This window comes from Mesorhizobium sp. CA5 (assembly GCF_020165105.1).
In the GTDB taxonomy this organism is placed as follows: domain Bacteria; phylum Pseudomonadota; class Alphaproteobacteria; order Rhizobiales; family Rhizobiaceae; genus Mesorhizobium.
Genome location: NZ_JAIUHJ010000001.1, coordinates 38,372 through 63,052 on the forward strand (window position 1 = coordinate 38,372; position 24,681 = coordinate 63,052).

The following is a 24,681-nucleotide window of genomic DNA, read 5'->3' on the forward strand; positions in this document are numbered from 1 at the left end:
TCATGAGGCCTGCTCCCGTCTGCGGAAATGCTCGTTGCCGACGATGAGCAGGCCGGCGCCGATGATCAGCGCCGCGCCCATGAACACTTCCGTGCGCGGCACGTCGCCCCAGATGGCGTAGCCCAGCGCGAAGGCCCAGACCAGCGAGGTGTATTCGAACGGCGCAATAATCGACACCGGCGCGCGCTTCATGCCTTCGAACAGCGCATATTGCGCCACCCCGCCGAGTGCCCCGACGCTGACAAGCAAAAGAAGCTGCCGCCAATCGGGCATGCGCCACCAAAGCAGCGCCGGCACGGCCGAGAAGAGCAGGAAATAGAAATTGTTGAGCACGAGCTGGATCGTCGTGCGCTCCTGCAGCGCCGTCTTGCGCAGCAGCACCACGGCGATCCCCCAAAGGACGGCCGCTGCCAGCACCAGGAGCACCGGCACGGAGAAGCCGAGCCGGGTCGGATCGCAGGCGATGAAGACGCCGACGAAGCCGATGAACACCGCCAGCCAGCGCAGCAGCGGCACCGTCTCGCCCAGGATCAGCACGGACAGCACGGTGACGATGATCGGCGCGGCGTAATAGATGGTGGTGAGCTCGGCAAGCTGCAGCGAGCGCGCGGCGTTGTAGTAGCAAAGCCAGGCGGCGAGCGTGAAGGCGCTGCGCACCAGCATCGGCCTGACGATCGGCGAATCGATAGTGTCGGCGAACAGCCGCCTGCCGCCGATCGCGCCGCAGGCGAGGAGCACGGTGATCGAGCGGACGAACATGATCTGCCAGACCGTCATGCCGACGACCAGAAGCTTGATCGAGGCATCCTGCGCCGAAAACAGGAAATAGGCGGCAGCCGTGAACAGGATGCCGGCCAGCACCCTTTCGCGGCTTTCCAGGATGACGACATCGGCCATAAGGGTTCAGCGTGTTTGCGTGAGGCAGTTCCCGCCCCAGTCGGAACCGTTGTTCCAGCTATACGGGGGAAAGCTTGCACGGCGCTGCTCCAGCGCGGCGCTTGCGTTGGCGCAGGTCTTTTGCCGGATGGGCTGGTCGGGGACTACTGCGTCGCCTGGTAGAGCTCCAATGCCGCATCCTTCAGCGCGCGCCGCCCGTCCGGCCGCAGATACATCATATGGCCGCCCTCGACGACGTCGAGGCGGATCGGCTTGGCGTCTGACAGCGAAGGAAGCTGGTTCACCAGATAGCGCGAGGCGAGATAGGGCGTGACGAGGTCGGTATAGCCGTTGACGATGACGACACCGAGCGCCGGGTTGAGCGAACGCGCCCGCTGCAGGTCGTTCATCACGCCGGCATAGCCCTGGCCTGATGTGCCGTAATCCCAACTGCGGCTGACCTCGCCATTGAGCAGCCGGTAGCTGACGTCGGTGCGGTAGTTCAACTCGTCGCGGGCGTAAGCGACGAAGGCGGAGGTCAGCACCGGAACGCTGCGGTCGAGCACCGGGTCGGGGCCGGCCTCACGCGCGCTTTGCGGCGCGATGTCGGCGGTGCCGATGGTGGCGTCGTAGGGGCTGAGCACCTTGCGGGTGGCGCGCTGGAATTCCTTGGCGAAAAGCCCGATGGGGATGCGGGCGAAATTGCGCTGGACGAGGTCGAGCGGCAGACCGGTGATCTCCGATACGCGCTTGCTGGCGAGCTTTCCGCCTTGCTCCAGCCCGCTGTTCAGCGCCGTCAGGTAATCGCCGAGCGCGTAATGCTCAACCTCGGCCAGCCTGTCGCGCAACGCGTCACCGCTGAGGCCGTCGCCCTTCAGCCGCGTTGCCGCCAGCGAAGGCAGTTCCAGCGCCCAATGCAACTGATCGAACTGGTCGGGCCGCACCAGCATGAACTCCAGCGCCGGCGAGATCAGCACGATGCCGCTGGGACTCAGGCCGACATCCTCCTGCAGCGTGCGGGCAAGCAGCGCCGCGCGAAAGCCGCCATAGCTTTCGCCGGCGAGGAACAGCGGCGATCCGGTGCGGCCGTTCTGCGCCAGATAGAGGCGAATGAAGGCGCCGACCGAGCTGGCGTCGGCATCGACGCTCCAGAATTCTTTCGGCTCGTGGCCCGGCGCTTCGCGGCTGTAGCCGGTGCCGATGGGATCGACGAAGACGAGGTCGCTCATGTTGAGCCAGCTGTCGGGGTTGTCGATGAGCTTCTGCGGCGGCCGCAGGAACTCGCCGTCGGCGGCCGTCTCGACGATGCGCGGCCCGATCGCGCCGAGATGCAGGTAAGCCGACGCAGCACCGGGCCCGCCGTTGAAGACAAAGGTGATCGGCCGCTCCTTCGCCGGGGCGGGCGATTGCTGCGAGTAGGCGACATAGAAGATCTCGGCCGTCACCTCGCCTTTGCCGGATAGGAGCGACAGCGTGCCGGCCTTGGCCTGGTAATCCAGCTTGCGCCCGCCGAGCGTGATGGAATGCTCTGTCACCTGCGGAGGCGGCAGCAGCGACAGCACGCCGCCGGTCGGGGCTGGACGCTCGGGTGCTTCGGCGAAGGTGGGCTGAGCGAAGGCGGCGAGCGCCAGCAGGACGAGGGGGACGAGCTTGGATCGCATGTGGGCTCCGCTTGGATGGCATCCGCAAAAGTATGGCCGGGGCGAGGGAAGTCAAAGGGGCGCGGCGCAGAAGCTGCCAATCTCCCCCCTTGCGGGGGAGATGCCCGGCAGGGCAGAGGGGGGTGTGACGGAACTCGACCCCTGATTGACTCGTCTTGCTACAGGAACTTCTGTCCGAGTTCGCGCGCTGTGAACAGCTGACATGATGGCGGGACAGCACCCCCCTCTGTCCTGCCGGACATCTCCCCCGCAAGGGGGGAGATCAGCCGTCATGTTTAGTCTTCGCCAACTTTTCAAGCTGGGAGGGATGATAGTCGGCGGCAAGCTTTCCTAGCTCTGACAGTGCTATAAAGGCATCAAAGACGTATCGGAAGGACAACAAAATGGACTCCACCGCCCTCAAGGCCATGCAGGCCCCGTTGAAGGACGCCTATCGCGAGGATGCCGCAAGGGCGCTGATCACGCTGAAGGCCCGCGGCACGCTCGACGACCAGTCGATCGCCTGCAAGGTGGAGACCGGTAGGGCGCTTGCTGTCGCCGGGCTTCATCCGGCCACCGGCGGCTCGGGCCTCGAGCTGTGCTCGGGAGACATGCTGCTGGAAGCGCTGGTCGCCTGCGCCGGCGTGACGCTGAAAGCGGTGGCGACCGCCTTGGAGTTCAAGCTCGGCAACGCTACCGTCGAGGCCGAGGGCGATCTCGATTTTCGCGGCACGCTGGGCATCGCCCGCGACGCGCCGGTCGGCTTCCGCGAGATAAGACTGAAATTCGATCTCGACACCGACGAGCCGCAAGAGCGCATCGATTCGCTCATCAAGCTCACCGAGCGCTACTGCGTGGTGTTCCAGACGATCAACAACAAGCCGGCGTTGAGCGTGAGCGCGCGGCGCTGAAACGACGCCTCGCGCTACTGCGCCGAGGGCGTTTCCGCATCCCCTTCATCGGTAAATGGCGAGGCGCTCGGCACGCATTGCACGGCCCATCCCTGCGGCGTCGGCTGCTTCTGATATTCGGTGATGGCGTTGGTGCATTGTTCGCGGGTGTCGAAGGTGCTGGGCAGCACCACCATGCCGCCCTGCGGGCCGGCGATCACCAGATACCAGACCAACGCTACGCTGGGAGTAGCAGCCATGGGAATTCCTCGCTTTGAAATTTCGGAGTCGGGCCGATCCTAGCAACTCCCATGGAGCAGCGAAAGCAGCGAGGCGGCACACGCTTTCGCCGCTCCGTTCACAGACCCGTGAATAGAGGGGTCGCGACGCCTCAGGCACCCAGGCTTTATTCCGGCTGCCGGTAGGCGACGAAGCGGTTGTGCTTGGCCTGGAAGATCAGGCCAGTCTCCTTCAGTTCCGGGCTTGCCAGCGGCACGATGCGCCTGGCGATCTCGGACGGATGCGGCAGCGTCTCCGGGTCTTCGCCGGGCATGGCCTGCGCGCGCATTGCGGTGCGGGTTGCGCCGGGATCGGCGGCGTTCACCCTCAGCGGCAGGCTCTCGGCTTCATGGGCCCAGGAACGCATCATCGTTTCGACCGCCGCTTTCGAGGCCGCATAGGGCGCCCAGAAGGCGCGCGCCGAATGCGCCGCATTGGACGACAGGATGATGGCGCGGCCGGCGTCGGAGAGCCTGAGCAGCGGATCGACCGAGCGGATCAGCCGCCAGGTCGCCGTCACATTGATGGTCATCACCTTCTCGAAAGTCTTGGCCTCGACATGGCCGATCGGCGAGATGACGCCGAGCACGCCGGCATTGGCGACCAGGACATCGAGCTTGCCCCAGCGCTCATGGATCGCGCCGCCCAGCCGGTCGATGCCGGCCATGTCGGCAAGATCGAGCGGCACCAGCGTCGCCTGGCCGCGGCCGTCGGCCTTGATCTGGTCGTCCAGCTCTTCCAGCCCGCCGACCGTGCGCGCCACCGCGATCACATGCGCGCCGGCTGCCGCCAGCTCCCTGGCGATGAAATAGCCGATGCCGCGCGAGGCGCCGGTTACGACCGCCACGCGGCCTGAAACGTCGAGGGTCATGTGAGAGATTCCATAAGGCGCGAAACAGCTCGGCGAAGGCAATTGATAGTCCGGGCGCCCTACGCCCCGCCGCTCGCCAGCAGCGACAGCGTGCGCACATTGTCGTGGCCTTCGAAGTCGAGCAGACGGGTGGGATACTGTCCCGTGAAGCAGGCGTCGCAGAATTGCGGCTGGTCGTTGTCGCGGCGTGCCTCGCCGACGGCGCGGTAGAGCCCGTCGATCGACAGGAAGCCGAGCGAATCGACGCGGATGAACTCCGCCATCTCCTCGACCGACATGCGCGATGCCAAGAGCTTCGACTTCTCCGGCGTGTCGACGCCATAGAAGCAGGAGGCACTTGTCGGCGGCGAGGCGATGCGCATATGCACTTCCCTGGCGCCGGCGTCGCGCACCATCTGCACGATCTTCTGGCTGGTGGTGCCGCGCACGATCGAATCGTCGACCAGCACCACGCGCTTGCCCTCGATCATGCGGCGGTTGGCGTTGTGCTTGAGCTTCACGCCCATGTGGCGGATGGAATCGCCTGGTTGGATGAAGGTGCGGCCGACATAGTGATTGCGGATGATGCCGAGCTCGAAGGGAATGCCGGCGGCCTGCGAGAAGCCGATCGCGGCCGGCGTGCCGGAATCCGGCACCGGCACGACGATGTCGGCCTCGACCGGGCTTTCCTGCGCGAGTTCCGCCCCAATGCGCTTCCTCACATCATAGACGTTGCGGCCTTCGACCGAGGAATCCGGCCGCGCGAAATACACATATTCGAAGATGCAGAAGCGCGTCTTCTGCGGCTCGAACGGGAAGATGCTTTCGATGCCCTTCGCGGTGACCACCACCATCTCGCCGGGCTTGATGTCGCGCACGAAGCGGGCGCCGATAATGTCGAGCGCACAGGTTTCGGAAGCGAGGATCCAGGCGCCGTCGAGGTCGCCAAGCACCAGAGGGCGGATGCCGAGCGGATCGCGGCAGCCGATCATCTTCTTGGCGGTCATCGCCACCAGCGAGAAGGCGCCTTCGACCTGGCGGATCGCATCGATGAAACGCGAATTCAAATCGCGCTCCTTGCTGGTCGCGACCAGATGCAGCAGCGTCTCTGTGTCGGAGGTCGAGGAGAAGATCGAGCCCTGCTTCTGCAGCGCGCGCTGCACGGTGAGCGCGTTGGTGAGGTTGCCGTTGTGAGCCACGGCAAGACCGCCTTCCGCGAGCTCGGCGAAGAAGGGCTGGATGTTGCGCAGCCCGGCGCCGCCGGTGGTGGCGTAGCGCGTGTGGCCGATGGCGCGGTTGCCTTGCAGGCTGTCGATGACGCGCTGTTTGGTGAAGGTGTCGCCGATCAGGCCGACATGGCGTTCGACATGGAACTGGGTGCCGTCATAGGAGACGATGCCGGCCGCTTCCTGGCCGCGATGCTGCAGGGCATGAAGGCCGAGTGTGACGATGGCCGCCGCGTCCTGCCGGCCGAAGATGCCGAACACGCCGCATTCGTCATGAAAATGATCGTCGGCCTCGGCGGAAAGGACCTTGCCTTCATCTGCCGTTGAGTCTGCCATCTGGTGCTCAAGCTCCGCTAAAGCCGCCATATAAGGCGATCTATCGCCGAACGCAACGCACGCTTTCTTGCATTCACAACCGGCACCAGGCCGGCCAGCAATCAGTTTGCCGGCGCTGGAGCCGGGGCGGGCGCTGGCGTGGCAGGCGCCGGCTCGTTGTCGGCAGGCGCCTCGCCCTCGCTGTCGTCTGGCGCCGGCGCGTTGTCGTCGCCTGCTGGAGGCTCGGCCGCGGGCTGGTCGGTCGTGGCCGGCGCGCCGGCCTGCGGCGTGCCCTTATGGGTGTATTTGTTGACCAGTTCCTCGGTGTTTTCCGGCAGCACGCTTTCGAGCTTGGCGCCGATCGTCTCCAGCAACGGCCGCGACTTGGCGTTGGCGATCCAGGCAGGCGCCTTGGCGCCGGCCAGCCAGTTGAAGAACAGCAGCGCCACCGCGACCACCAGGATGCCGCGCGCCGCGCCATAGAGAAAGCCGAGCGTGCGGTCGAGCGCGCCGATGCGGGAATCGATGATCCAGTCGGCGAGCTTCATGGTGATGACGGAGACGACGATCAGCGCGATGAGGAAGACGATGCCGGCAGAGGCCGCCATCGCGATCTTGTCGTTGTCGACATAGGGCTGAACATAGGGAAGCACCGGCTTGTAGAAGAAGAACGCCGCAGCCGCGGCCGCTGCCCAGGAAACCACCGACAGCACTTCGCGCGAGAAGCCGCGCACCATGGCGAGCATTGCTGAGACCAGGGTGAAGCCGACGAGGATTCCGTCAAGCAGCGTAATCGGCATGGTTCTCGCCCCACTTCCTGTCTTGCGGCCCGACGAGCCGCATCACTCCCCGTCGTCGGCACGACCGCGCCGTGAGCCGGCTATGCGCGCCACAAGGTCGGCAAGCTCGGTGGGCTGGAAAGCGCCGGCCCCGATTCCCCCGGCAAGTTCCTCGCTGCCGAGCGGCAGCACCGCGCTTCCAAAACCCAGCTTTTCGGCTTCCTTGAGGCGCTGCTGCGCATGCGCAACCGGCCTCACGGCGCCCGATAGGCTGATTTCGCCGAAATAGACGCAATCGGCGGGAAGGGCAAGACCGGTGAGTGACGAAACCAGCGCCGCGGCGACCGCGAGATCGGCCGCCGGCTCCGAGATCCGATAGCCGCCGGCGACGTTGAGATAGACGTCGTGCTGGCCGAAGCGGACGCCGCAATGCGCCTCCAGCACGGCGAGCACCATCGACAGCCGCGCGCCGTCCCAGCCGACGACGGCGCGGCGCGGCGTGCCGAGCGAGGAGGGTGCGACAAGCGCCTGGATCTCGACCAGCACCGGCCTTGTGCCTTCCATGCCCGCGAAAACCGCGGCGCCGGCGGACTTTGCGTGGCGCTCGCCGAGGAAAAGCTCGGATGGATTGGAAACCTCGCGCAGCCCCTTGTCCGACATTTCGAACACGCCGATCTCGTCGGTCGGCCCAAAGCGGTTCTTCACCGTGCGCAGGATGCGGAAGTGATGATTGCCTTCGCCCTCGAAGTAGAGCACGCCGTCGACCATGTGCTCGACGACGCGAGGGCCGGCGATCTGGCCTTCCTTGGTGACATGGCCGACGAGCACGATCGCCGCGCCTGTGGATTTCGCGTAGCGGATCATCGCCTGGGCGGCGGCGCGCACCTGGGTGACGGTGCCCGGTGCCGAATCGGCAAGGTCCGTCCACAGCGTCTGGATGGAATCGAGGATGACGAGGTCCGGCCGCTTGCCATCGGCGATGGTCGCCAGGATGTCCTCGACATTGGTTTCGGCCGCAAGCTCGACCGGCGTCGAGGCGACGCCGAGGCGTTGTGCCCGCAGCCGGATCTGCGCCACCGCTTCCTCGCCCGAGACATAGACGATGCGGTGGCCTTTCGAGGCGAGCGCGGCGGCTGCCTGCGTCAAGAGCGTCGACTTGCCGATGCCGGGATCGCCGCCGACCAGAAGGGCCGAGCCGCGCACGAAGCCGCCGCCGGTGGCGCGGTCGAGCTCGCCGATGCCCGACACGATGCGCGGCGCGTCCTCGATGTCGCCGGCGAGACTGGTCAGCACCACGGCGCGGCCCTTGCGGGCGTTGCGCGTGTTCGCCGGCCCCGAGCCGATGCCGCCGGACGTGCCTTCCTCGACCAGCGTGTTCCACTCGCCGCAGGCATCGCATTTGCCGGCCCAGCGCTGATGCACCGAGCCGCAATTCTGGCAGATGAACTGAACGCGCGATTTGGCCATCAGCGACGGCCCAACATTGGATAGGCCGGCAGGACAGCGCCCCCCTCTGTCCTGCCGGACATCTCCCCCTCTAGGGGGGAGATCGGCAGTTTCGCCGACGGCGCCCAACTTGCAACGTCGGCGATTGGCGAAAGCCGATGCGACATCCAATCTCCCCCCTTGAGGGGGAGATGTCCGGCAGGACAGAGAGGGGGGTGACGGAGTGAGACCTGTCTCAACTCACTCGAACCTCTCCGGCAGATGATGCTCTTCCGCCAGGTCCGAGAACCGCGTGAATTCGCCGTGGAAGGCCAGGCTGACGGTGCCGGTCGGCCCGTGGCGCTGCTTGGCGATGATGCACTCGGCCTTGCCGCGCGCTTCATTCATCTCGTTTTCCCACTTGATGTATTCCTCGGTGCCGAGCTTCGGCTCGCGGTTCTTGAGGTAATATTCCTCGCGATAGACGAACAGCACCACGTCGGCGTCCTGCTCGATCGAGCCGGATTCGCGCAGGTCCGAGAGCTGCGGGCGCTTGTCGTCGCGGCTTTCGACCTGACGCGACAGCTGCGATAGCGCGATGATCGGCACGCCGAGCTCCTTGGCCAAAGCCTTCAGGCCCGTGGTGATCTCGGTGATTTCCTGCACGCGGTTCTGCGAGGCGCGCGCGGAGGAGCCCTGCATCAGCTGGATATAGTCGATGACGATGAGATCGAGGCCGCGCTGGCGCTTCAGACGCCGCGCGCGGGCGGAAAGCTGCGCGATCGAGATACCGCCGGTCTGGTCGATGAACAGCGGGATCTTCTGCATCGTCTGCGAGCAGGCGACGAGTTTTTCGAAATCCATCTCGGTGATCTCGCCGCGGCGGATCTTCGAGGACGAGATCTCGGTCTGCTCGGAGATGATGCGGGTGGCGAGCTGCTCCGACGACATTTCGAGCGAGAAGAAGCCGACGACGCCGCCGTTGGCGGCCTTGAAGCTGCCATCGGCCTGCTGCGCCGGAACGTAAGCCTCGGCGATGTTGAAGGCGATGTTGGTGGCCAAGGAGGTCTTGCCCATGCCCGGGCGCCCCGCGAGCACGATCAAGTCGGAGGGCTGCAGGCCGCCCATGCGGCGATCGAGGTCGCGCAAGCCGGTGGCGATGCCCGACAGGTGGCCGTCACGCATATAGGCGGCGTTGGCCATGTCGACGGCGGTCTTGACCGCATCGTTGAAGCTCTCGAAGCCGCCGTCATAGCGGCCCGTTTCGGCAAGCTCGAACAGCCGCCGTTCGGCATCCTCGATTTGGTCGGAGGGCGACATGTCGACCGGCGCGTCATAGGCGATGTTGACCATGTCCTCGCCGACGGTGATCAGCGCGCGGCGCGTCGCAAGGTCGTAGATGGCGCGGCCATAGTCGGTGGCGTTGACGACGGTGACGGCCTCGACGGCGAGGCGCACGACATATTGCGCCACCGTCATGTCGCCGACCTTCTCGTCGGCCGGCAGGAAGGTCTTGAGCGTGATCGGCGTCGCAATCTTGCCCATGCGGATGAGCTCGGCCGCGATCTCGAAGATGCGGCGGTGCAGCGGCTCGTAGAAATGCGCCGGCTTCAAGAAATCGGAGACACGATAGAAGGCGTCGTTGTTGACGAGGATGGCGCCGAGCAGCGCCTGCTCGGCCTCGATGTTGTTCGGTGCCTCGCGATAGAGCGGCGTTTCCGCCGCGCCGAATTTCAGTGCCGCCTCTGCCATGATATCCCCGGTTTCGATCCCGCTGTCCTCGATATCAGAACGGGAAGATTCGATGCTGACCTTTCTGCAACACCCTCGGTCCAACCAGCTTGACGCCCCAATGTTCACAGGATCGGCAAACCATCCACAGGACAGTATTCCGGGGGCCTGATTCCAGTTGACTCGGCAAGCGGCGATTCTTAGTTGCAATTATGGAACGAAGCAAGAACATTTTGGGCGACCAATTATCGTCCGACGCTCGCTCACAACCGACCAGCCGCATCCGCTCGCGCAGAGAATCGCGGACGTCCTCGGCTGATCGCCAAAGTAGCGAGTTGCTTCTTTTGGGCGTTCACCTTTGAGATTAGCCGAAACGTTGGCGAAGTCGGTCATCCACGGGCGGAGCAAGGAGCGAAGCGACGCGCGCAGACCCGAGGATCCATTCCGTGACCTGTGGGCGTCGCGGCGAGCCAGAACGAGCTCCGTTCTGCGCCGCCTTCATTCTTCGCGCAACGTCACGGAATGGATCCTCGGGTCTGCGCGCCGCTTCGCGTCGCTCCGCCCGTGGATGACGAAGTTCGCGCGCGTCGGCTGATCTCCAAAGTAGCGACGGGCATCGACGATACGTCTTCTCCCGATTTCATCGGCCTATGCTCCCTCAGTCCAGCGTGTCGCCCCAGTCAGCCCGTCGCGCCGCCTTGAAGACATCGCCGTCGCGCTTGCTGAACAGGCGCTCGCCGGCGCTGCCGTCCGGCTGGCAGAGTTTCAGCACCACCTTGCCGGAGCCCCCCTTTGCCGGCGCGATCACCCGCGCCGAATGCGCCGGCGCGGGCTGCCGGGAGGCGGCGAGGTAGATGAACTTCTCGTCCTCCCATGGCACCTCGGCCTCCTTGACCAGGCGATGCAGGCGCGAACGGGCGACGCGGCGCGCGAAATGGCACCAGTCGGGCGGAGCAAGCGGGCATGGCGCCGCGTGCGGGCAGGGTGCCGAAACATGCGCGCCGACCGCAATCAGTTGGCGGCGCGAGGCAAGGATGCGCTGCCAGCCGGCGGGCGTGCCGGGCTCGACGATAAGCAGCGTGTCGGCCGTGAGCCGCCAGAGGCGGTCGATGAGCCTCGGCAGGGATAAAGGCACGATCTCGTCCAGCACATAGGCGGCGCTGACGAGGTCGGCGGGCATGATGCCGTCGAGATCGATGGTCGCGTCGCCGGCGATCCAGTCGGCGCGGGCCGCGATCGCGCCCTCCGCGAGCGCCTGGCCGACCCTGCGCACGGCAGCGCTTGCCTCGACCAGCACCGCCCGTTCCAGCTCAGGCCAGGCGTCGGTCGTGGCCCAAAGCATGGTGCCAGGTCCGGCGCCGACATCGAGCAGGCTCGCCGGCCGGAAGTCGGGGCGAACCTCGATCAAGGCATCGAGGCTGGCGCGCACGGCGGCATAAGTGGCGGGCAGCCGCGTCGCCAGATAGGCCTTGACGGCCATGTCTTCGCCCATATGCAGGCGGCCGTCGCGCAGCTCGGCGCGGTAGCGCTCCGAGAGCGTCCGCGCCGCCTGCCTCAGCGCCGGCAATGGTACCTTCTCCAAGAGGCTGTCGACGCCTTGCCGGAGCGGGGCGGGCAGTTCCATCTCAGGCTCCCCTTGGAGCGAGCAGGATGACCGAGGCGCCGACGATGCAGAGCGCAGCGCCGGCCAGATCCCAGCGGTCGGGACGCACGCCTTCGACCAGCCACAGCCAGCCGAGCGAGGCGGCGATGTAGATGCCGCCATAGGCGGCGTAGGCGCGGCCCGCCGCATCCGTGCCGACCAGCGACAGCAGCAAGGCAAACAGCGCCAGCGAGACGAGGCCGGGGAGAAGCCAGAGCGCCGACTTCTCCAGCCGCCACCACGCCCAGAACGAAAAGCAGCCGGCGATCTCGGCAAGAGCGGCTGCGGTGTAGATGAGGTAGGTCATGAAAAAAGGTCTCGCGAACGAGACCTTTTTCGTGGCGTCAGGCCGCAATGGCAAGCGGCATTGCGCGGCTACCCCACCTTCTTGCGGCGGGTCGGCTTGGAGGGCGCCGGCGCCGCCGGCTCCTGGTGGCCGATATCGCGCAGCTCCAGCGCCTTCTCGCATTTGGCCATGTAGTCGCGCGTCATCGGCAGCGTGTCGTTCTTCTTGGCGATCTGGAACTGGAAGATCACCAGGTCCTGCCAGCGGAAGGCGGCCTCGGAAGCGGCGAGATAGAACTCCCACATGCGGCAGAAGCGCTCGTCATAGATCGCTTTCGCCTTGTCGCGGTTGGCGGCGAAGCGCTCGCCCCAATGCTTGAGCGTGTCGGCGTAATGCAGCCGCAGGATTTCGATATCGGTGACGACGAGGCCCGACTTCTCGATCGCCGGCATCACCTCCGACATCGCAGGGATGTAGCCGCCCGGGAAAATGTATTTGCGGACGAAGGCGCTGGTCGCCCACGGCACGCCGGAACGGCCGATGGTATGGAGCAGCATCACGCCGTCGGGCTTGAGCAGCGTCGCGGCCTTGTCGAAGAAGGTGCGGTAGTGATTGACGCCGACATGCTCGAACATGCCGACCGAGACGATGCGGTCGAAACGTTCGTTGATGTGGCGATAATCCTTGAGTTCGAAATGCACGCGGTCCTGCAGGCCCTGCGCATGCGCGCGGTCGGTGGCGACGCCATGCTGTTCGGTGGAGAGGGTGACGCCCTGCACGTCGACGTCGAAGACCTTGGCGAGATAGAGGCCCAGCCCGCCCCAGCCGGAGCCGATGTCGAGCACCGTCTGGCCGGCCTTGAGCCTCAGCTTGGCGGCGATGTGGCGCTTCTTGGCAAGCTGCGCCTCGTCGAGCGTCATGTCGGGCTGTTCGAAATAGGCGCAGGAATACTGCATGTCCTCGTCGAGGAAGAGCTTGTAGAGCTCGCCCGAGAGATCGTAGTGGCGTTCGACGTTGCGGCGCGAGCGCGCGGCGGTGTTGATCTGCTGCAGCCGGCGGAAGGCGTGGCGCAGCCCCTCGATCGCCTTCGACCAGGTCACGTCGATGCCGCTCGATCCCATGTTCTGGAACGCGATGCGCATCAGGCCGAGAACGCCGCCCTCGATCACGTCGAGCTCACCGTCCATATAGGCTTCGGGCACCGCCAGCATCGGATCGAAGGTGATGGCGCGCTCGGCATGCGTGGTCTTGATGTGGATATGCACCGGCTCGCCGCTGCCGTCGCCGAACTTGTGCGTCGCGCCCTTCGGTCCGGTCACCTTGAGGTCGCCGGCGCGCACCAGGCGTTCGAGAACGTGTTTCAACAGGATATTCATGACCAAATGTCCCCTCAGTCGGATCACCCGGTAATCGGACTGGAATGCCAGATCGAAAATGCCACGGCGCCTCGCCCGCGTCCAATCGACGCGCCACGCTGTAATGTGCACAAGATATGGGGTGTCGAAAAGTTCCTTTTGGCACAAAAAAGCCCGGGTCAAAGACCCGGGCGTTGGTCCAGAAATCCTGGACGTCTGCGAGCCGAAGCGACGCTTCGGAGGATGTGCCAAATCAGGTCCAGAGATCAGGCGTTCTCTTCGCCGCCTTCGAATTCGGCGTTCGGGTCGAAGAAATTCTCCGGCCGGGCGTTGTCGTTGATGTCCTCGCCATAGATGGCTTCGGCGGTGGTCAGCGTCTCGCCCTTGGCCTGGCGCTCCGCCTCGTCGGCCGAACGGGCGACGTTGAGCGTCACGGTGACCTCGACTTCCGGATGCAGCGCGATCGCCACGTTGGAGAGGCCGATGGTCTTGATTGGCTGGTTGAGCTCGACCTGGTTGCGGTTGACGGTGAAGCCTTCGGCGATCAGCAGATCGGCGATGTCGCGGGTCGACACCGAGCCGTAGAGCTGACCGGTCTCGCCGGCCGAGCGCACCACGATGAAGCTCTTGCCGTCGAGCTTCTCGGCGACCTGCGCGGCCTCCGACTTACGCTCCAGGTTGCGGGCTTCGAGCTGGGCGCGCTGGCCCTCGAACTTCTTCTTGTTGGCTTCGTTGGCGCGCAGCGCCTTGCCCTGCGGCAGCAGGAAATTGCGGGCGAACCCGTCCTTGACCTTGACGGTCTCGCCCATCTGGCCGAGGCGGGAAATGCGCTCGAGGAGAATGACTTCCATGGTTTCGTTCCTTCGGTTGGCGCCGGCCGGAAGGCTGGCGCAATGATCTGGAACAGGTCAGGAAGCTCTTTGCGGCGCTCGCCGCTCTTGTCGCTGTCCTGCCTGTCCTGGCAGTTAGAGGCGATCCGGCCCCAACTCGGGATTTGATTTGAACCGCGGCGCCCGTCGCCGTGGGTGGGGATGCGGGCGCCAAGCGCCCGCATCGAAGTTTCAGGCCTCAGCGAACCACGTAGGGCAGCAGGCCGAGGAAGCGGGCGCGCTTGATCGCCTTGGCGAGCTCGCGCTGCTTCTTCTGGCTGACGGCGGTGATGCGCGAGGGCACGATCTTGCCGCGTTCGGAAATGTAGCGCTGCAGGAGACGCACGTCCTTGTAGTCGATCTTGGGCGCGTTGGCGCCGGAGAACGGGCAGGTCTTGCGGCGGCGGTGGAAGGGGCGCCGGGTCGGGATCTGGTTGATGTCGACCATTATTCTGCACCTCCTTCAACGCCTTCGCGCGGACGGCGCGGGCCACGGTCGCCGCCGTCACGGTCGCCGAACGAACGCGGACCGCGGTCACCGCGGTCGCGGTCGCCGAACGAACGCGGGCCACGGTCGCGGTCGCCGAAGCCGCCGCGCTCGGAGCGCTCTTCGCGCTTCTGCATCATCGCCGAGGCGCCTTCCTCATGCGCTTCCACCTTGATGGTGAGGAAGCGAAGGACGTCTTCCGACAGGCCCATCTGGCGCTCCATTTCGTTGAGCGCGGCCGGCGGGCAGGTGATGTCCATCAGCGTGTAGTAAGCCTTCCGGTTCTTCTTGACCCGGTAGGTGAGGGACTTCAGTCCCCAGTTCTCGATCCGGCCGACCGAGCCGCCATTCGCCGTGATGACGCCCTTGTACTGTTCGACAAGCGCATCAACCTGCTGCTGCGACAGGTCCTGCCGGGCAAGAAACACATGTTCGTAAAGAGCCATTATGTTTAAGTGCCTTTCTTCGTTTCTCTCACCGGCCCTCGCGGCTAAGCCTCTGCAACTTGTCTGACCCGATCGCGAAAGAGCGGGGAAGAAAGGAGCATCACGAGACGGTCGAGAGCGGAGACACGGGAGGCTGGAAGCCCTTCCGGCTTCGTGTCGCGACCTTCGAAAAGGCCACGGCCCTCCGTTCAGCCCCCAGCAAGGACCGGCAGATTGCGCGGGTCTATATAGCAATTCGCCAGGAAGGCAAGGCCCGGCCTGCGTCGCCGATGCCGCGGACCTGCGAACCGGTCGTTTCGTTTACACGACAGATCGATGCTTTTGCTGGCACCGGAGCGCTGCCCGGCCGACACGGCAAGTCAGATCCTGCGGAGCGCTTCAGCGGGGAGAAGGCGCGTGGCGCGCCAAGCCGGGTAGAGTGCGCCGAGCGGACCGGCGATGAAGACGAAGATCAGCGCCTGGGCGATCGACCAGCCTGACAGATAGGGCACGATCAGCCCCGCCGCGACCCTTGTCTTCGCCGCCGCTTCCATGGTCAGGGCGCCGAGAACGATACCGATAACGCCGCCGGCTGCGCTCATGAAGACGCCTTCGATGAGGATGAGCCGAAGAATCCGCCGCGGCGCCCAGCCAAGCGCCGCCAGAACACCAATCTCGAACGTCCGTTCGTTCACGGCCATCAGCAGCGTGTTGGCGACCGCAACCGAGGCCATCGCCATGACGACCAGCGAAATCGTGCGGGCGATCGCCCGAAGCAGATCGAAGATGCGGATGCTGTTGGCGAACTGCTCGGTGTCGACGACCACGAATCCCGGCGCGGCTGCAACGAGCCGGGTTCGGGCAGCGGCGATGCCGTCGGCGTCGAGCGGGCGCTTCAGTCTTACCTCGAACAAGGTAAAGGCGTCCTCCCGCGACAGGAGCTGCTGCAGCCCCTCGAGCGGAACGATGGCGCTGTTCTGGTTCAGCATGGACGAGAACGACGCGATGCCGACGATCCGATAGGGCTGGAACTGCAGCTCGACGGTATCGCCGACCCGCTTGTCCAATGCGCCGGCGATCGATTGGCCAAGGATAACCGGCCACTGGTCCCCCGGCACAGGGAGCCGCCCCGCCACGAGCGGCACGTCTTTCCACAGGAAGCTGCCGCTTGGCCAGCCGGCCATGACGATATTGGCGTCCTCGTCGGCGGTGGTGATGTTGAGGAGAACGCCCGACACCGCCTCGACATTCGGCACCGCCGAAAGCGCCGGGCCGAGCGCTCTGGGCACGGTGCTGCTCACCAAATTGAAGGTGCTGCGCTGGCTAACCACCAGATCCGCGCCGTTCTCATCGATTCCCGACGCAAATGAGCGCTGGACGCCGGCGGTCAGGCCGGTAAGCGCCACGAAGCCGGCGACCGCCAAGGCGATGCCGAGCACCGTGAGCAAAGTGCGCAGCGGACGTGCGATGAGACCGCGCAAGGGCAGGGTCAGCTCCGTCATGGGCTAGCCGATCCGCGATGCCGGTGCGGGCGCTGAGATTGCCGCCATCCGGCTGTCCGAGCGGATGCGGCCATCCGAGATCTCGACCCGGCGTCCGCACAACGCGGCCACGTCCTCGTCATGGGTCACCACGATCACTGCGGTCCCGAACTCGCGATGCGCATTGCCGATGATGTCCATGACGGATTGGCTTGTCTGCACGTCGAGGCTTCCTGTCGGCTCGTCGGCAAGAAGAAGCTTCGGACGGTTGGCCAGCGCCCGCGCAATTGCAAGGCGCTGGCGTTCGCCGCCGGAAAGCTCGGCGGGCCGCAGCGCAGCGCGATCGGCAAGACCGAAATGCGCCAGAAGTTCCAGCGCGCGAGCGCGACGCTGCTGCGCTCCGCCGAGGTTTCCCAGCAGGGCCACCTCGATGTTCTCGCGCGCCGACAAAGAGGGGAGCAGGCAGAAATTCTGGAAGACAATGCCGATCCTGCTGGCCCGGACCGCTGCCCACGCAGCGCTTCCATTGACGGCCCGCCCTTCGAACCGAACTTCGCCGCGGGTCGGCCGGTCGAGCCCGCAGACCAGGTTCAGGATCGTCGATTTGCCGCTGCCGCTGCGGCCGACAATCGCGACGGTCTCGTCATTCCCGATTGCGAGCGACACGTCGTCGACGGCGACGATGCGGCCGCCGTCAAAATCGCGGCCGACATTGCTCAATTCGACGAGGGAGGACATGGGCGCCGGCGAGGAGTCATACCCGGCCTTTCCTGAGATCGACGACAAGCGCAGGGATCGAGCCGCCATTGCCGGCGAGGATCTGGCCGATGCGGTCCCGCTGCCGCAAGGTCACCGACCCGCCGTCGACAAAGACATCGCCGATACAGAGTTGCCCGCGGCAGCGGCGGACACGCCAGTCCACGGACGTTGGGCCGCGGAGCTGCCGGCGGAATTCGCTGCGCACCAGTATGTCGCCGTTGGCCAGGGTCTTTGTGCCGAGCACGGTGAAAGTCTTGTCCTGCGTCCGTTCCAGCTTGTCGGCCAGCCCGTGTGCGATGGCATAAAGAAGCGCATCGACCACCGCGGCGCGGTCGTCCGCGCTCGCGCTGCGCCAGCGCGTCCCGAGCACGGCTTGGGCAATTCCCTTTCCGTCGAAGGCCGCTGAGATCGAGCGGAGCTGCGACTCGGCGGGCCCGCCGCGCCCGAGCACGAGCGCCGCCTGGCGCACGGTCTCAACCAGCTTGATTGCATCGCCCTGTTCGTCGGCAACCGCCGAGATCGGCGGGGCGCAGATGCTGAGCAACAGAGGGAGCAACAGCCGGGCCAAACCTGCCCAGCTTGCGTATGACAATAGGCCTGCCGTCATGATGCCATGTCATCCAATGCGCGGTTGGCTGTCAATATTGACCGTCCGGGAGGCAGCGCAGGCACATGCCCGAAATTGGAAGCGAGCGGTTCGAGGCGGGCTACGCGCGCTTTCTGCCCTTCCGTCAGGTCGGGATGGCGGTTGCGCGGCTGTTTGCCGAACGTCGCGGCGACTTGCAGCATGCGCTCCTCGCAGCCTTGGGAGAATGGCAGGCCCAGTTCGCGGTAGATCCGCTTCATCTCGCCCGTCGGATCGGCAATCAGATCCTGTAGCCTCACCTCGGCGAGGTCGGCGGCTGGAATCCGGGTTCTATCAGCCAGATAGTGCATTTCCGTCGCGAGATATTCGCTGGCGATGATCTCTTCCTGCTCGTGCTCGGGCAGCGGCGGCTGCAGGGCGAACGCACGCTGCAACTCGCGCGTCAGAACAAGGTTGGACCGGAACACCGCTTCCGGCGGACGCGAGATGTGGACAAACTTGGCGCCAGGGAACAGCTCCAAAAGGTGGCGGACGCGCGCCGTGTGGCTCGGCGACTTGAGCAGAAGTCGCCGCCCTCCGGCAACGAGCGTGAGCTTCTGCACGAAAGCGAGCTGATGTGAGCGCCAGCGGTTCAGCTCTTGCGCCGAAAGCGAGTCGAGATCCTGATACCGATTGAAGAAGGCTTGCCGGCGGGGAAGCACGGCGCGTCCCGCCAGGATCGACATTCCACCCAGATTGTTCAATGCGAAGTCGTCCTCCGCCGGCAGCCTGGCGCCAACCGGCACGACCGCGTCGAGGCGCGTCAACGGCAGCAAGGGCACGAAAAGATAGCGCAGCAGGGCCCAGCCAAGAACGAATGTCTGAGGCGCCAGGACCTGCGGCCAGCCCGGCGATCTCAGGTCCGGGTCCGCCGACAGCAGGTTCTGCAAAAAAGTCGTCCCGGAGCGGAAGTAGCCAAGAACGAACACAGGCGCGTTATCCGGTTCCATCCGGGGAGGTCGCAGCCGCAGCCATGCCCCAAGGATCACGCGCTCCGGCAGGGAGGCGATCGTGTTGATGCCCGAAATCAGGAACAGGAGCATCAGGCGCGGCCAATAAACGGGAGGCAGCCGGCCTTCCGCACGCCATAGGACCCGCAACACGGCGTCAAGAGGTGCCACACACATGAAGTGCGGATACGGCAGGTAGGGCACCAGCCAACGGGCTGCGAAAGCACGGACGCGGTGCCGCATGGCATTCGACTTCATCAGGCAGTCCGGAACATCATGGTCTCGGTGGTCAATCCCGGCCCGAACGCCATGCCGCAGCCGAGCAAGCCCGACGGCTCCTTCAGCATTTCGGCCATCGCGAACATTACGGTGGCCGACGACATGTTGCCGTATTGCCGGAGCACTTCGCGCGATGCGGCGAGCGCGGTCGGCTTCAGTTCGAGCGCACGCTCGACCGCGTCGAGCACCGAGCGGCCGCCGGGATGCACCGCCCACAAATCGATCTCCTTGGCGGGCCTGCCGCCGAGGATGGCCGGATGCTCGTTGCGCAGCGTCTCACGGACGGCACCGGGAACCTGCCCGGACAGCACCATGTCAAAGCCGTCATCGCGGATATTCCAGCTCATCAGCTCCTTGCGCTCCGCCGCCACGATCGCGTGGAAGCTTTCGAGCAGGATGCCGTGCGGCTCGGCTGTCACCAGCGAGGCCGCGCAACCGTCGCCCCATAGACAGAACGAGATCAGCTTCTCGAGCTCCGTGGCTTCCTTGAAATGCAGCGTGCACAATTCGATGTTGACAATCAGCACGCGGGCCTTCGGATCCGATCGCACGATGTGGCGCGACAGCTTCAAGGCGTTGATGGCGGCATAGCATCCCATGAAGCCGATGATGGTGCGCTCGACCGACGTCGACAGGCCGCATCGCTGCACCAGCTCGAGGTCGATGCCGGGCGCCGAAAAGCCGGTGCAGCTCGTCACGATCAAATGCGTGATCAGCGAGCGGTCGTCGTTGGCCAGAAGTCTGTCGACGGCCCTTTGCGCGAGCTCCGGTGCGGCGGCTTCGTACATCCGCATACGCATTGCGGTGCTGGCGAACGAGCCTCTGACCGAGGTGCCGTCGCGGTCGATTGCCCCGCCGCGCGGATCGTCGGCAGGCGCAAAGCAGGAATAACGATGTTCGATCCCGGCCAGAGCGACCATTCGCTCGAAGAGCGCAAGGCGCTGCGCGTCGTTTTCAAGCAGCGAGGCTCCATAGCCGAGGAAGAACCGATGCACGTCATGTTCGGGGACACACGTGGCAATGCCGTTCAGATACGCTTGAGGGGACAAAATAGCTCCGAGCATGAGCGCAATCGGGCTCATAAGGTCTGCGAATTAGAGAAGCATTCCTAAGGTAAACGCCTGCATAGAGCATTTTATTGCGCGGTGCCGATATTTCTCATTAGCAAACTGTGATATCAGCCTCCGATCTCGCATGAAGGGGACCGACTTCGCTATCCGGGTTGGGTTCAAATGCGGGTTCCGCGGCCCAGCAGCGCGCGGCCATGAAGATACGAGCGAATTCTATTTGCCGGATTGCCGGCTGAAACCTAGATTTCCGATCCATCGCATGACCGACATAGACATCCGGCATCTGGAGCCAGAACTCCTCGACGGCCTCCCGGCTGACGATCCCCGTGCGATTGCATCCCGTCGCGATCTCGTTCGCATCAATGCATTGATGTTCCAGGCCAGGATCATGGCATCGCTGATGCGGCAAAACGTGCAAAAGCCGCCGCTGCGCATCCTCGAAATAGGCGCCGGCGACGGAAAGTTCATGCTGGCGGTGGCGCGGCTGATGGCGCGCCATTGGCCCGACGTCGAGATCGTCATGGTCGACAGGATCGGCTTGATAGGCGAGGACTTGCGCAGCTCTTTCGCTGAATTGGGCTGGCGGGCGCAGCCCGTGACTGCGGATCTGTTCGATTGGACCCAGGACAGGCCCTTCGACCTTGTTTGCGCCAACCTTATCCTCCACCACTTCGACGACATGCGCCTGCAGGAGCTGTTTTCTCGGATGATGACGATGGCCCCGATGCTCGTCGCCACGGAGCCGTTGAGAGCCAAGGTGCCGCTTGTGGCGACAGGGTTTCTGCGATTGATCGGCGCCTGTGCGGTAACGCTGAATGATGCAGCGCAAAGTGTGCGCGCCGGTTTTCGTGGCACGGAACTTTCACAATTGTGGCAACTGTCAGGTGGAACGCCCGTGATGGAGGGCCGCAGAGGCCTGTTTACGCAAGGTTTTGTTGGCGCGAGCACGCTCGATACGAAATGATGCACGACGCAATTGTCATCGGTGCCGGTCCTGCCGGAAGTTCCACCGCCATTGCACTCGCCCAACATGGTTGGTCGGTGGCAATGGTGGAGAAGGTGGCATTTCCTCGCCGCAAGGTCTGCGGCGAATTCATGTCGGGCACCAGCCTTGCCTTGCTCGATCAGCTGGGCGTCGGCGAGAGCTGGCGCGCGGAAGCCGGCCCCGAGATAAGGCGCGTCGGGTTCTTTTCGGGCGATGTCTCGGCGCAGGCGCGAATGCCGAGCGCCAAGACGGGTCTCGGCCGCGCGCTCGGCCGCGATCGTCTGGACACCATCCTGCTGCAGGCTGCCGAACGTGCGGGTGTCGAGATCCTCCAGCCTTGCAAGGCAGTCGCCATCTGCCGGCGCGATGACTTGCAATTTCTGACTGTGGAATCCGACCAGCAACAGAAGCTGCTCAGCACACCCGTCATCATTGCCGCGCACGGATCATGGGAAACTGGGAAACTTCCGAGCCAACTTGAAAGAACCAGCCAACCCTCCGACCTTTTCGGCTTCAAGGCGCATTTTACCGGCGCCGCGCTGGCGCCCGATCTGATGCCGCTGCTGGTATTCCCAGGCGGATATGGCGGGATGGTAACTGCGGACAATGGTCGGGTTTCAATCTCCTGCTGTATCCGCCGCGATGTTCTATCCGGGCTGCGCCGGCGCTTTGGGAATATTGCGGCGGCGGATGCGGTGTCGCGCCACGTCCTGGCCTCGTGCCGAGGCGTGCGAACTGCGCTGGCAGGTGCCGAATTGGATGGCCCATGGCTGGCTGCGGGACCGATTCATCCGGGCATCCGGGCCGGCTACGATCAGGGCATCTTCCGTGTCGGCAACATCGCGGGCGAGTCGCATCCTGTCATCGCCGAAGGGATTTCGATGGCGCTGCAATCGGGCTGGCTGCTTGCGCGAGAACTGATCGTATCGGGCAAACGTCGCGAGGACCGCGACGCCGCCGGGCATCGCTACGAACGCGAATGGCGTCGGCAATTCTCGACCCGTCTGCGTGCCGCGGCCTTGATTGCCAAAATAGCGCTTGGGCCAGGTGGCGCGTCGGCCATGCGCGCCGTGATCAAGAATTTTCCGGCCGCTTTGACGCTTGGCGCTCGGCTGAGTGGAAAGGTCCAGCCCGTTCCAGGCTTTTGACGTCTAGTGCGTTTCACCGTGTCACGGAAACGGCGAAACGACCTATCTCTTTGTTTTTTACGCAATTCCGGACGGAAACCGCTCACACTTTTCCTGGAATTGCTCTAAATCGCAGCGACAAAACCTTTCCAAGACCCGGCATCGAAAGATCGTTTCCCGCCACGGACCGGGATAGCCGCGATCGGCTGTGACCGCCGCTCAGCTCAGCTTGTATGCGCAACCAGCCTGTTCACCGTCTCGGGGAAGAAGTCGGGCGCCGAGAGCCGCTTGCCGAACATCATGTCGTATTGGATGAGCCGGAAATCGTTGATCTTCGGATCGATCTGCTTCTGCCTCGCCCAATCCGGCGTTGCTTCGCCCACGGGCGACAGGAGCAGGTTGCGGTCGATCACCCGGTAGTGTTCGCGCAGCGCGCCGAGGAAGCCGGTGTAATAGGGGTGGCTGATGCCTGCCGTGGTCAGGATATGATAGGGCAGGAAGGCCGGGCTCACCGAGCCGATGTTCTCGACCGGACCGGAGCGGTTCGACCAGATAACCAAAGGCGTATCGTGGTGTTCGAGCGCGGCGATCGCCGGCTCCTTGCGCGGCGCGACATTGTCCTTGAGGAAGCCGGTCTCGACATAGACGGGTCCGAGCGGCGGCAGATGATCGCCGAAGAAGGCGATGATGGTCGGCCGCTGGCGGGCCTTCGCCCAGTCGATCAGGCGCTGCAGGCCGCGGTCGGCGTCAGCCGACCCCTCGGCATAGGAAAGCAGCGATTCCCGCGCCCAGGAACTGATCGGCGCGTCGATCGAATGCGTCGGGTTGTAGTAGCGGTAGGGCTCATAAGGACCGTGGTTCTGCAGGCTGACGGCGAACAGGAACACCGGATCGTCGCTGGTGTCGGCCTCGCGGATGATCTCGTCGGTCATCGCCGCGTCGGAAGCCAGCGGCCCGCGCTTTTCCATCGGCGGCAGCGTCTCTTCGGAGCGGAAGTCGTTGAAGCCGAAATCGGCATAGACGGCGCCGCGGTTCCAGAACCAGTTGGTGCCGGGATGGATGGCGCGCGCCCGGTAACCCTGGCTCTTCAGGAAGGTCGCCAGCGACGGGGTCGGGGTGCGCACATATTGCTGATAGGGGATCGAGCCGGCCGGCAGGAAGGCGTTGGAAAAGCCGGTCAGCGCCTCGAACTCAATATTGGCGGTCATGCCGCCGAACTCGGGCGAGAACATCGAGCCGGAGCGCAACGCCCTGACCGTCGGGATAGGGTCGGGCTTGATGGTGACGCCGGGCAGGTGCGTCGGATCCCAGAAGGATTCGCTCATCACCACCACGATATCCGGCTTCTCGTCCGGCATGGAAGCGGCGGCGTCGGGGCGCTGGATCGCGGCCATCGTCTTCTCGGAATAGCCGGGCGGCGCCGCGACATGCGCCATCGGCACGTTCATCGCGAAGGCCAGCGCAAAGCCGTTGGAGGCGTAGTTCTCCTTCTGGTCCCACATGATCGGGATGATCTGCAGCCGGTCGCGCGTCCACGAGAAGGTGGCGTAGTCCATGATCGAGACGAAGAAGGCGAGCAGCGGCACGGCAAGCACCAGCCGCGCCAGGCGGCCCTTGCGGCTGAGGATGGGCACTCGCCGGCGCCAGGTCCGCCAGCCGTAGACGAGCAGCGTCAGACCGCCGACGATGCCGACCGCCAGCATGACGGCCGTCCACGGGCGCTCGCGCACCAGGAGCGGCATCAGCGCCATGATCTGGCGGGCGAACAGGAAATCCGTGGGATAGAGCGGGTCGCCGAGGTAACGCGATTTCTGGTGGCCGACAAAGGCCAGCGCCAGCGTCAGCGGCGCCACGATCATCAGGCTCTGGTGGCTTCGGCCGAGTATGGCGTCCAGCCCGAGCAGCACCAGGGCGAAGACGATGATGGTGGTCCAGCCGGGCTTGAAGGGCTGCATGAAGAAATCGACTGTGCCGAAGAAATCGCCGCGTACGATCAGCTCGATCGCGAAGACGAGCAGGGCTGAGGCAAGAAGCGTCGACAGGCCGTAGCGTACGGTCGGCCAGGCTCGTCCCGGCAGATAGCCGGTGGACGGATCGTCTTCCAAAAATTGCGGCGCGGGTTTGGCCGCGCCTTTCCTGATCCTTGCCACTTTGCTTCCCCGGCCCTTGTCACGCGTCTTCCACTCGCGTCACGCCACTGTCATCGAAATGTCACGCAAAGCTAGCGCCTGTGGCGGAAATAAGAAGAGCCAGCAAACTAAACGTGAGCGGTTTTCATCAGGTGTGATCAAGTAAAAGGCCTTTTGGAACAGGCAGTCAGCAGGATTTCC

23 protein-coding genes are annotated in these 24,681 nt (G+C 64.8%); 3 read left to right on the forward strand and 20 right to left on the reverse strand.

Going from position 1 to position 24,681, the window contains the following annotated elements:
• Both LB529_RS00210 and LB529_RS00215 read right to left on the reverse strand, forming a co-directional pair.
• Positions 1-897 (reverse strand): DMT family transporter, encoded by an 897-nt coding sequence (locus LB529_RS00210; RefSeq protein ID WP_224709842.1) that lies wholly within the window; start codon positions 895-897, stop codon positions 1-3.
• A gap of 143 nt (positions 898-1,040) precedes the next feature.
• Positions 1,041-2,537, reverse strand: a complete 1,497-nt coding sequence (locus tag LB529_RS00215; RefSeq protein ID WP_224709843.1) for a S10 family peptidase — start codon at positions 2,535-2,537, stop codon at positions 1,041-1,043.
• Positions 2,538-2,920: 383 nt separating this feature from the next.
• Between LB529_RS00215 and LB529_RS00220 the strand changes: the two genes are divergently transcribed.
• Positions 2,921-3,427, forward strand: a complete 507-nt coding sequence (locus LB529_RS00220; RefSeq protein WP_224709844.1) for an OsmC family protein — start codon at positions 2,921-2,923, stop codon at positions 3,425-3,427.
• A 14-nt stretch (positions 3,428-3,441) separates the two neighbouring features.
• Here LB529_RS00220 and LB529_RS00225 read toward each other — a convergent pair whose 3' ends face one another.
• The 17 genes from LB529_RS00225 to LB529_RS00305 form a co-directional block, all read right to left on the reverse strand.
• On the reverse strand, positions 3,442-3,666 hold the full coding sequence (locus LB529_RS00225) for a hypothetical protein (protein WP_041008353.1): 225 nt from the start codon (positions 3,664-3,666) through the stop codon (positions 3,442-3,444).
• Positions 3,667-3,812: 146 nt separating this feature from the next.
• Positions 3,813-4,556, reverse strand: coding sequence for an SDR family NAD(P)-dependent oxidoreductase (locus LB529_RS00230; RefSeq protein WP_224709845.1), 744 nt, complete (start codon positions 4,554-4,556; stop codon positions 3,813-3,815).
• A gap of 59 nt (positions 4,557-4,615) precedes the next feature.
• Complete coding sequence (purF, locus tag LB529_RS00235) at positions 4,616-6,097, reverse strand: amidophosphoribosyltransferase (RefSeq protein WP_095766993.1); 1,482 nt, start codon at positions 6,095-6,097, stop codon at positions 4,616-4,618.
• 101 nt (positions 6,098-6,198) lie between these two features.
• The gene (locus tag LB529_RS00240) at positions 6,199-6,876 is read right to left on the reverse strand and encodes a CvpA family protein (RefSeq protein ID WP_140636064.1); all 678 of its coding nucleotides are present in this window, start codon (positions 6,874-6,876) and stop codon (positions 6,199-6,201) included.
• Between the two features lie 42 nt (positions 6,877-6,918).
• A complete protein-coding gene (radA, locus tag LB529_RS00245; protein WP_224709846.1) occupies positions 6,919-8,322 on the reverse strand; it encodes a DNA repair protein RadA in 1,404 nt (467 codons plus the stop codon).
• 219 nt (positions 8,323-8,541) lie between these two features.
• Positions 8,542-10,032: a replicative DNA helicase gene (locus LB529_RS00250; RefSeq protein WP_095766996.1), complete on the reverse strand. Its 1,491-nt coding sequence runs from the start codon at positions 10,030-10,032 to the stop codon at positions 8,542-8,544.
• A 637-nt stretch (positions 10,033-10,669) separates the two neighbouring features.
• Positions 10,670-11,635, reverse strand: a complete 966-nt coding sequence (locus LB529_RS00255) for a small ribosomal subunit Rsm22 family protein (RefSeq protein WP_224709847.1) — start codon at positions 11,633-11,635, stop codon at positions 10,670-10,672.
• A 1-nt stretch (position 11,636) separates the two neighbouring features.
• A complete protein-coding gene (locus LB529_RS00260; RefSeq protein ID WP_140842382.1) occupies positions 11,637-11,960 on the reverse strand; it encodes a YnfA family protein in 324 nt (107 codons plus the stop codon).
• 68 nt (positions 11,961-12,028) lie between these two features.
• Complete coding sequence (locus LB529_RS00265) at positions 12,029-13,315, reverse strand: SAM-dependent methyltransferase (RefSeq protein ID WP_095766999.1); 1,287 nt, start codon at positions 13,313-13,315, stop codon at positions 12,029-12,031.
• Between the two features lie 245 nt (positions 13,316-13,560).
• Positions 13,561-14,145 (reverse strand): 50S ribosomal protein L9, encoded by a 585-nt coding sequence (gene rplI, locus LB529_RS00270; protein WP_095767000.1) that lies wholly within the window; start codon positions 14,143-14,145, stop codon positions 13,561-13,563.
• Between the two features lie 217 nt (positions 14,146-14,362).
• Positions 14,363-14,611, reverse strand: a complete 249-nt coding sequence (gene rpsR / locus LB529_RS00275; protein WP_006203718.1) for a 30S ribosomal protein S18 — start codon at positions 14,609-14,611, stop codon at positions 14,363-14,365.
• The gene (rpsF, locus tag LB529_RS00280) at positions 14,611-15,096 is read right to left on the reverse strand and encodes a 30S ribosomal protein S6 (RefSeq protein ID WP_095767001.1); all 486 of its coding nucleotides are present in this window, start codon (positions 15,094-15,096) and stop codon (positions 14,611-14,613) included. The genes rpsR and rpsF overlap by 1 nt, the downstream gene beginning before the upstream one ends.
• Positions 15,097-15,455: 359 nt before the next feature.
• Positions 15,456-16,577, reverse strand: a complete 1,122-nt coding sequence (locus LB529_RS00285) for an ABC transporter permease (RefSeq protein WP_095767002.1) — start codon at positions 16,575-16,577, stop codon at positions 15,456-15,458.
• 3 nt (positions 16,578-16,580) lie between these two features.
• Positions 16,581-17,294, reverse strand: a complete 714-nt coding sequence (locus LB529_RS00290) for an ABC transporter ATP-binding protein (protein ID WP_224709848.1) — start codon at positions 17,292-17,294, stop codon at positions 16,581-16,583.
• A 16-nt stretch (positions 17,295-17,310) separates the two neighbouring features.
• A complete protein-coding gene (locus LB529_RS00295) occupies positions 17,311-17,883 on the reverse strand; it encodes an ABC transporter substrate-binding protein (protein ID WP_224709849.1) in 573 nt (190 codons plus the stop codon).
• 35 nt (positions 17,884-17,918) lie between these two features.
• Positions 17,919-19,148, reverse strand: coding sequence for a sulfotransferase family protein (locus LB529_RS00300; RefSeq protein WP_224709850.1), 1,230 nt, complete (start codon positions 19,146-19,148; stop codon positions 17,919-17,921).
• Positions 19,148-20,164 (reverse strand): type III polyketide synthase, encoded by a 1,017-nt coding sequence (locus LB529_RS00305; RefSeq protein ID WP_318012536.1) that lies wholly within the window; start codon positions 20,162-20,164, stop codon positions 19,148-19,150. The genes LB529_RS00300 and LB529_RS00305 overlap by 1 nt, the downstream gene beginning before the upstream one ends.
• Before the next feature lie 334 nt (positions 20,165-20,498).
• Here LB529_RS00305 and LB529_RS00310 point away from each other — a divergent pair, with 334 nt between their 5' ends.
• Together LB529_RS00310 and LB529_RS00315 are read left to right on the forward strand one after the other, a co-directional pair.
• Positions 20,499-21,203, forward strand: a complete 705-nt coding sequence (locus LB529_RS00310) for a class I SAM-dependent methyltransferase (protein ID WP_224544079.1) — start codon at positions 20,499-20,501, stop codon at positions 21,201-21,203.
• On the forward strand, positions 21,200-22,372 hold the full coding sequence (locus LB529_RS00315) for an NAD(P)/FAD-dependent oxidoreductase (protein WP_095767006.1): 1,173 nt from the start codon (positions 21,200-21,202) through the stop codon (positions 22,370-22,372). The genes LB529_RS00310 and LB529_RS00315 overlap by 4 nt, the downstream gene beginning before the upstream one ends.
• Before the next feature lie 203 nt (positions 22,373-22,575).
• On the opposite strand, the gene LB529_RS00320 is transcribed toward LB529_RS00315, so the two are convergent.
• Positions 22,576-24,501 carry an LTA synthase family protein gene (locus LB529_RS00320; protein ID WP_224709852.1) on the reverse strand — a complete coding sequence of 642 codons (1,926 nt, stop codon included), beginning with the start codon at positions 24,499-24,501 and terminating at the stop codon, positions 22,576-22,578.
• Positions 24,502-24,681 lie beyond the last annotated feature (180 nt).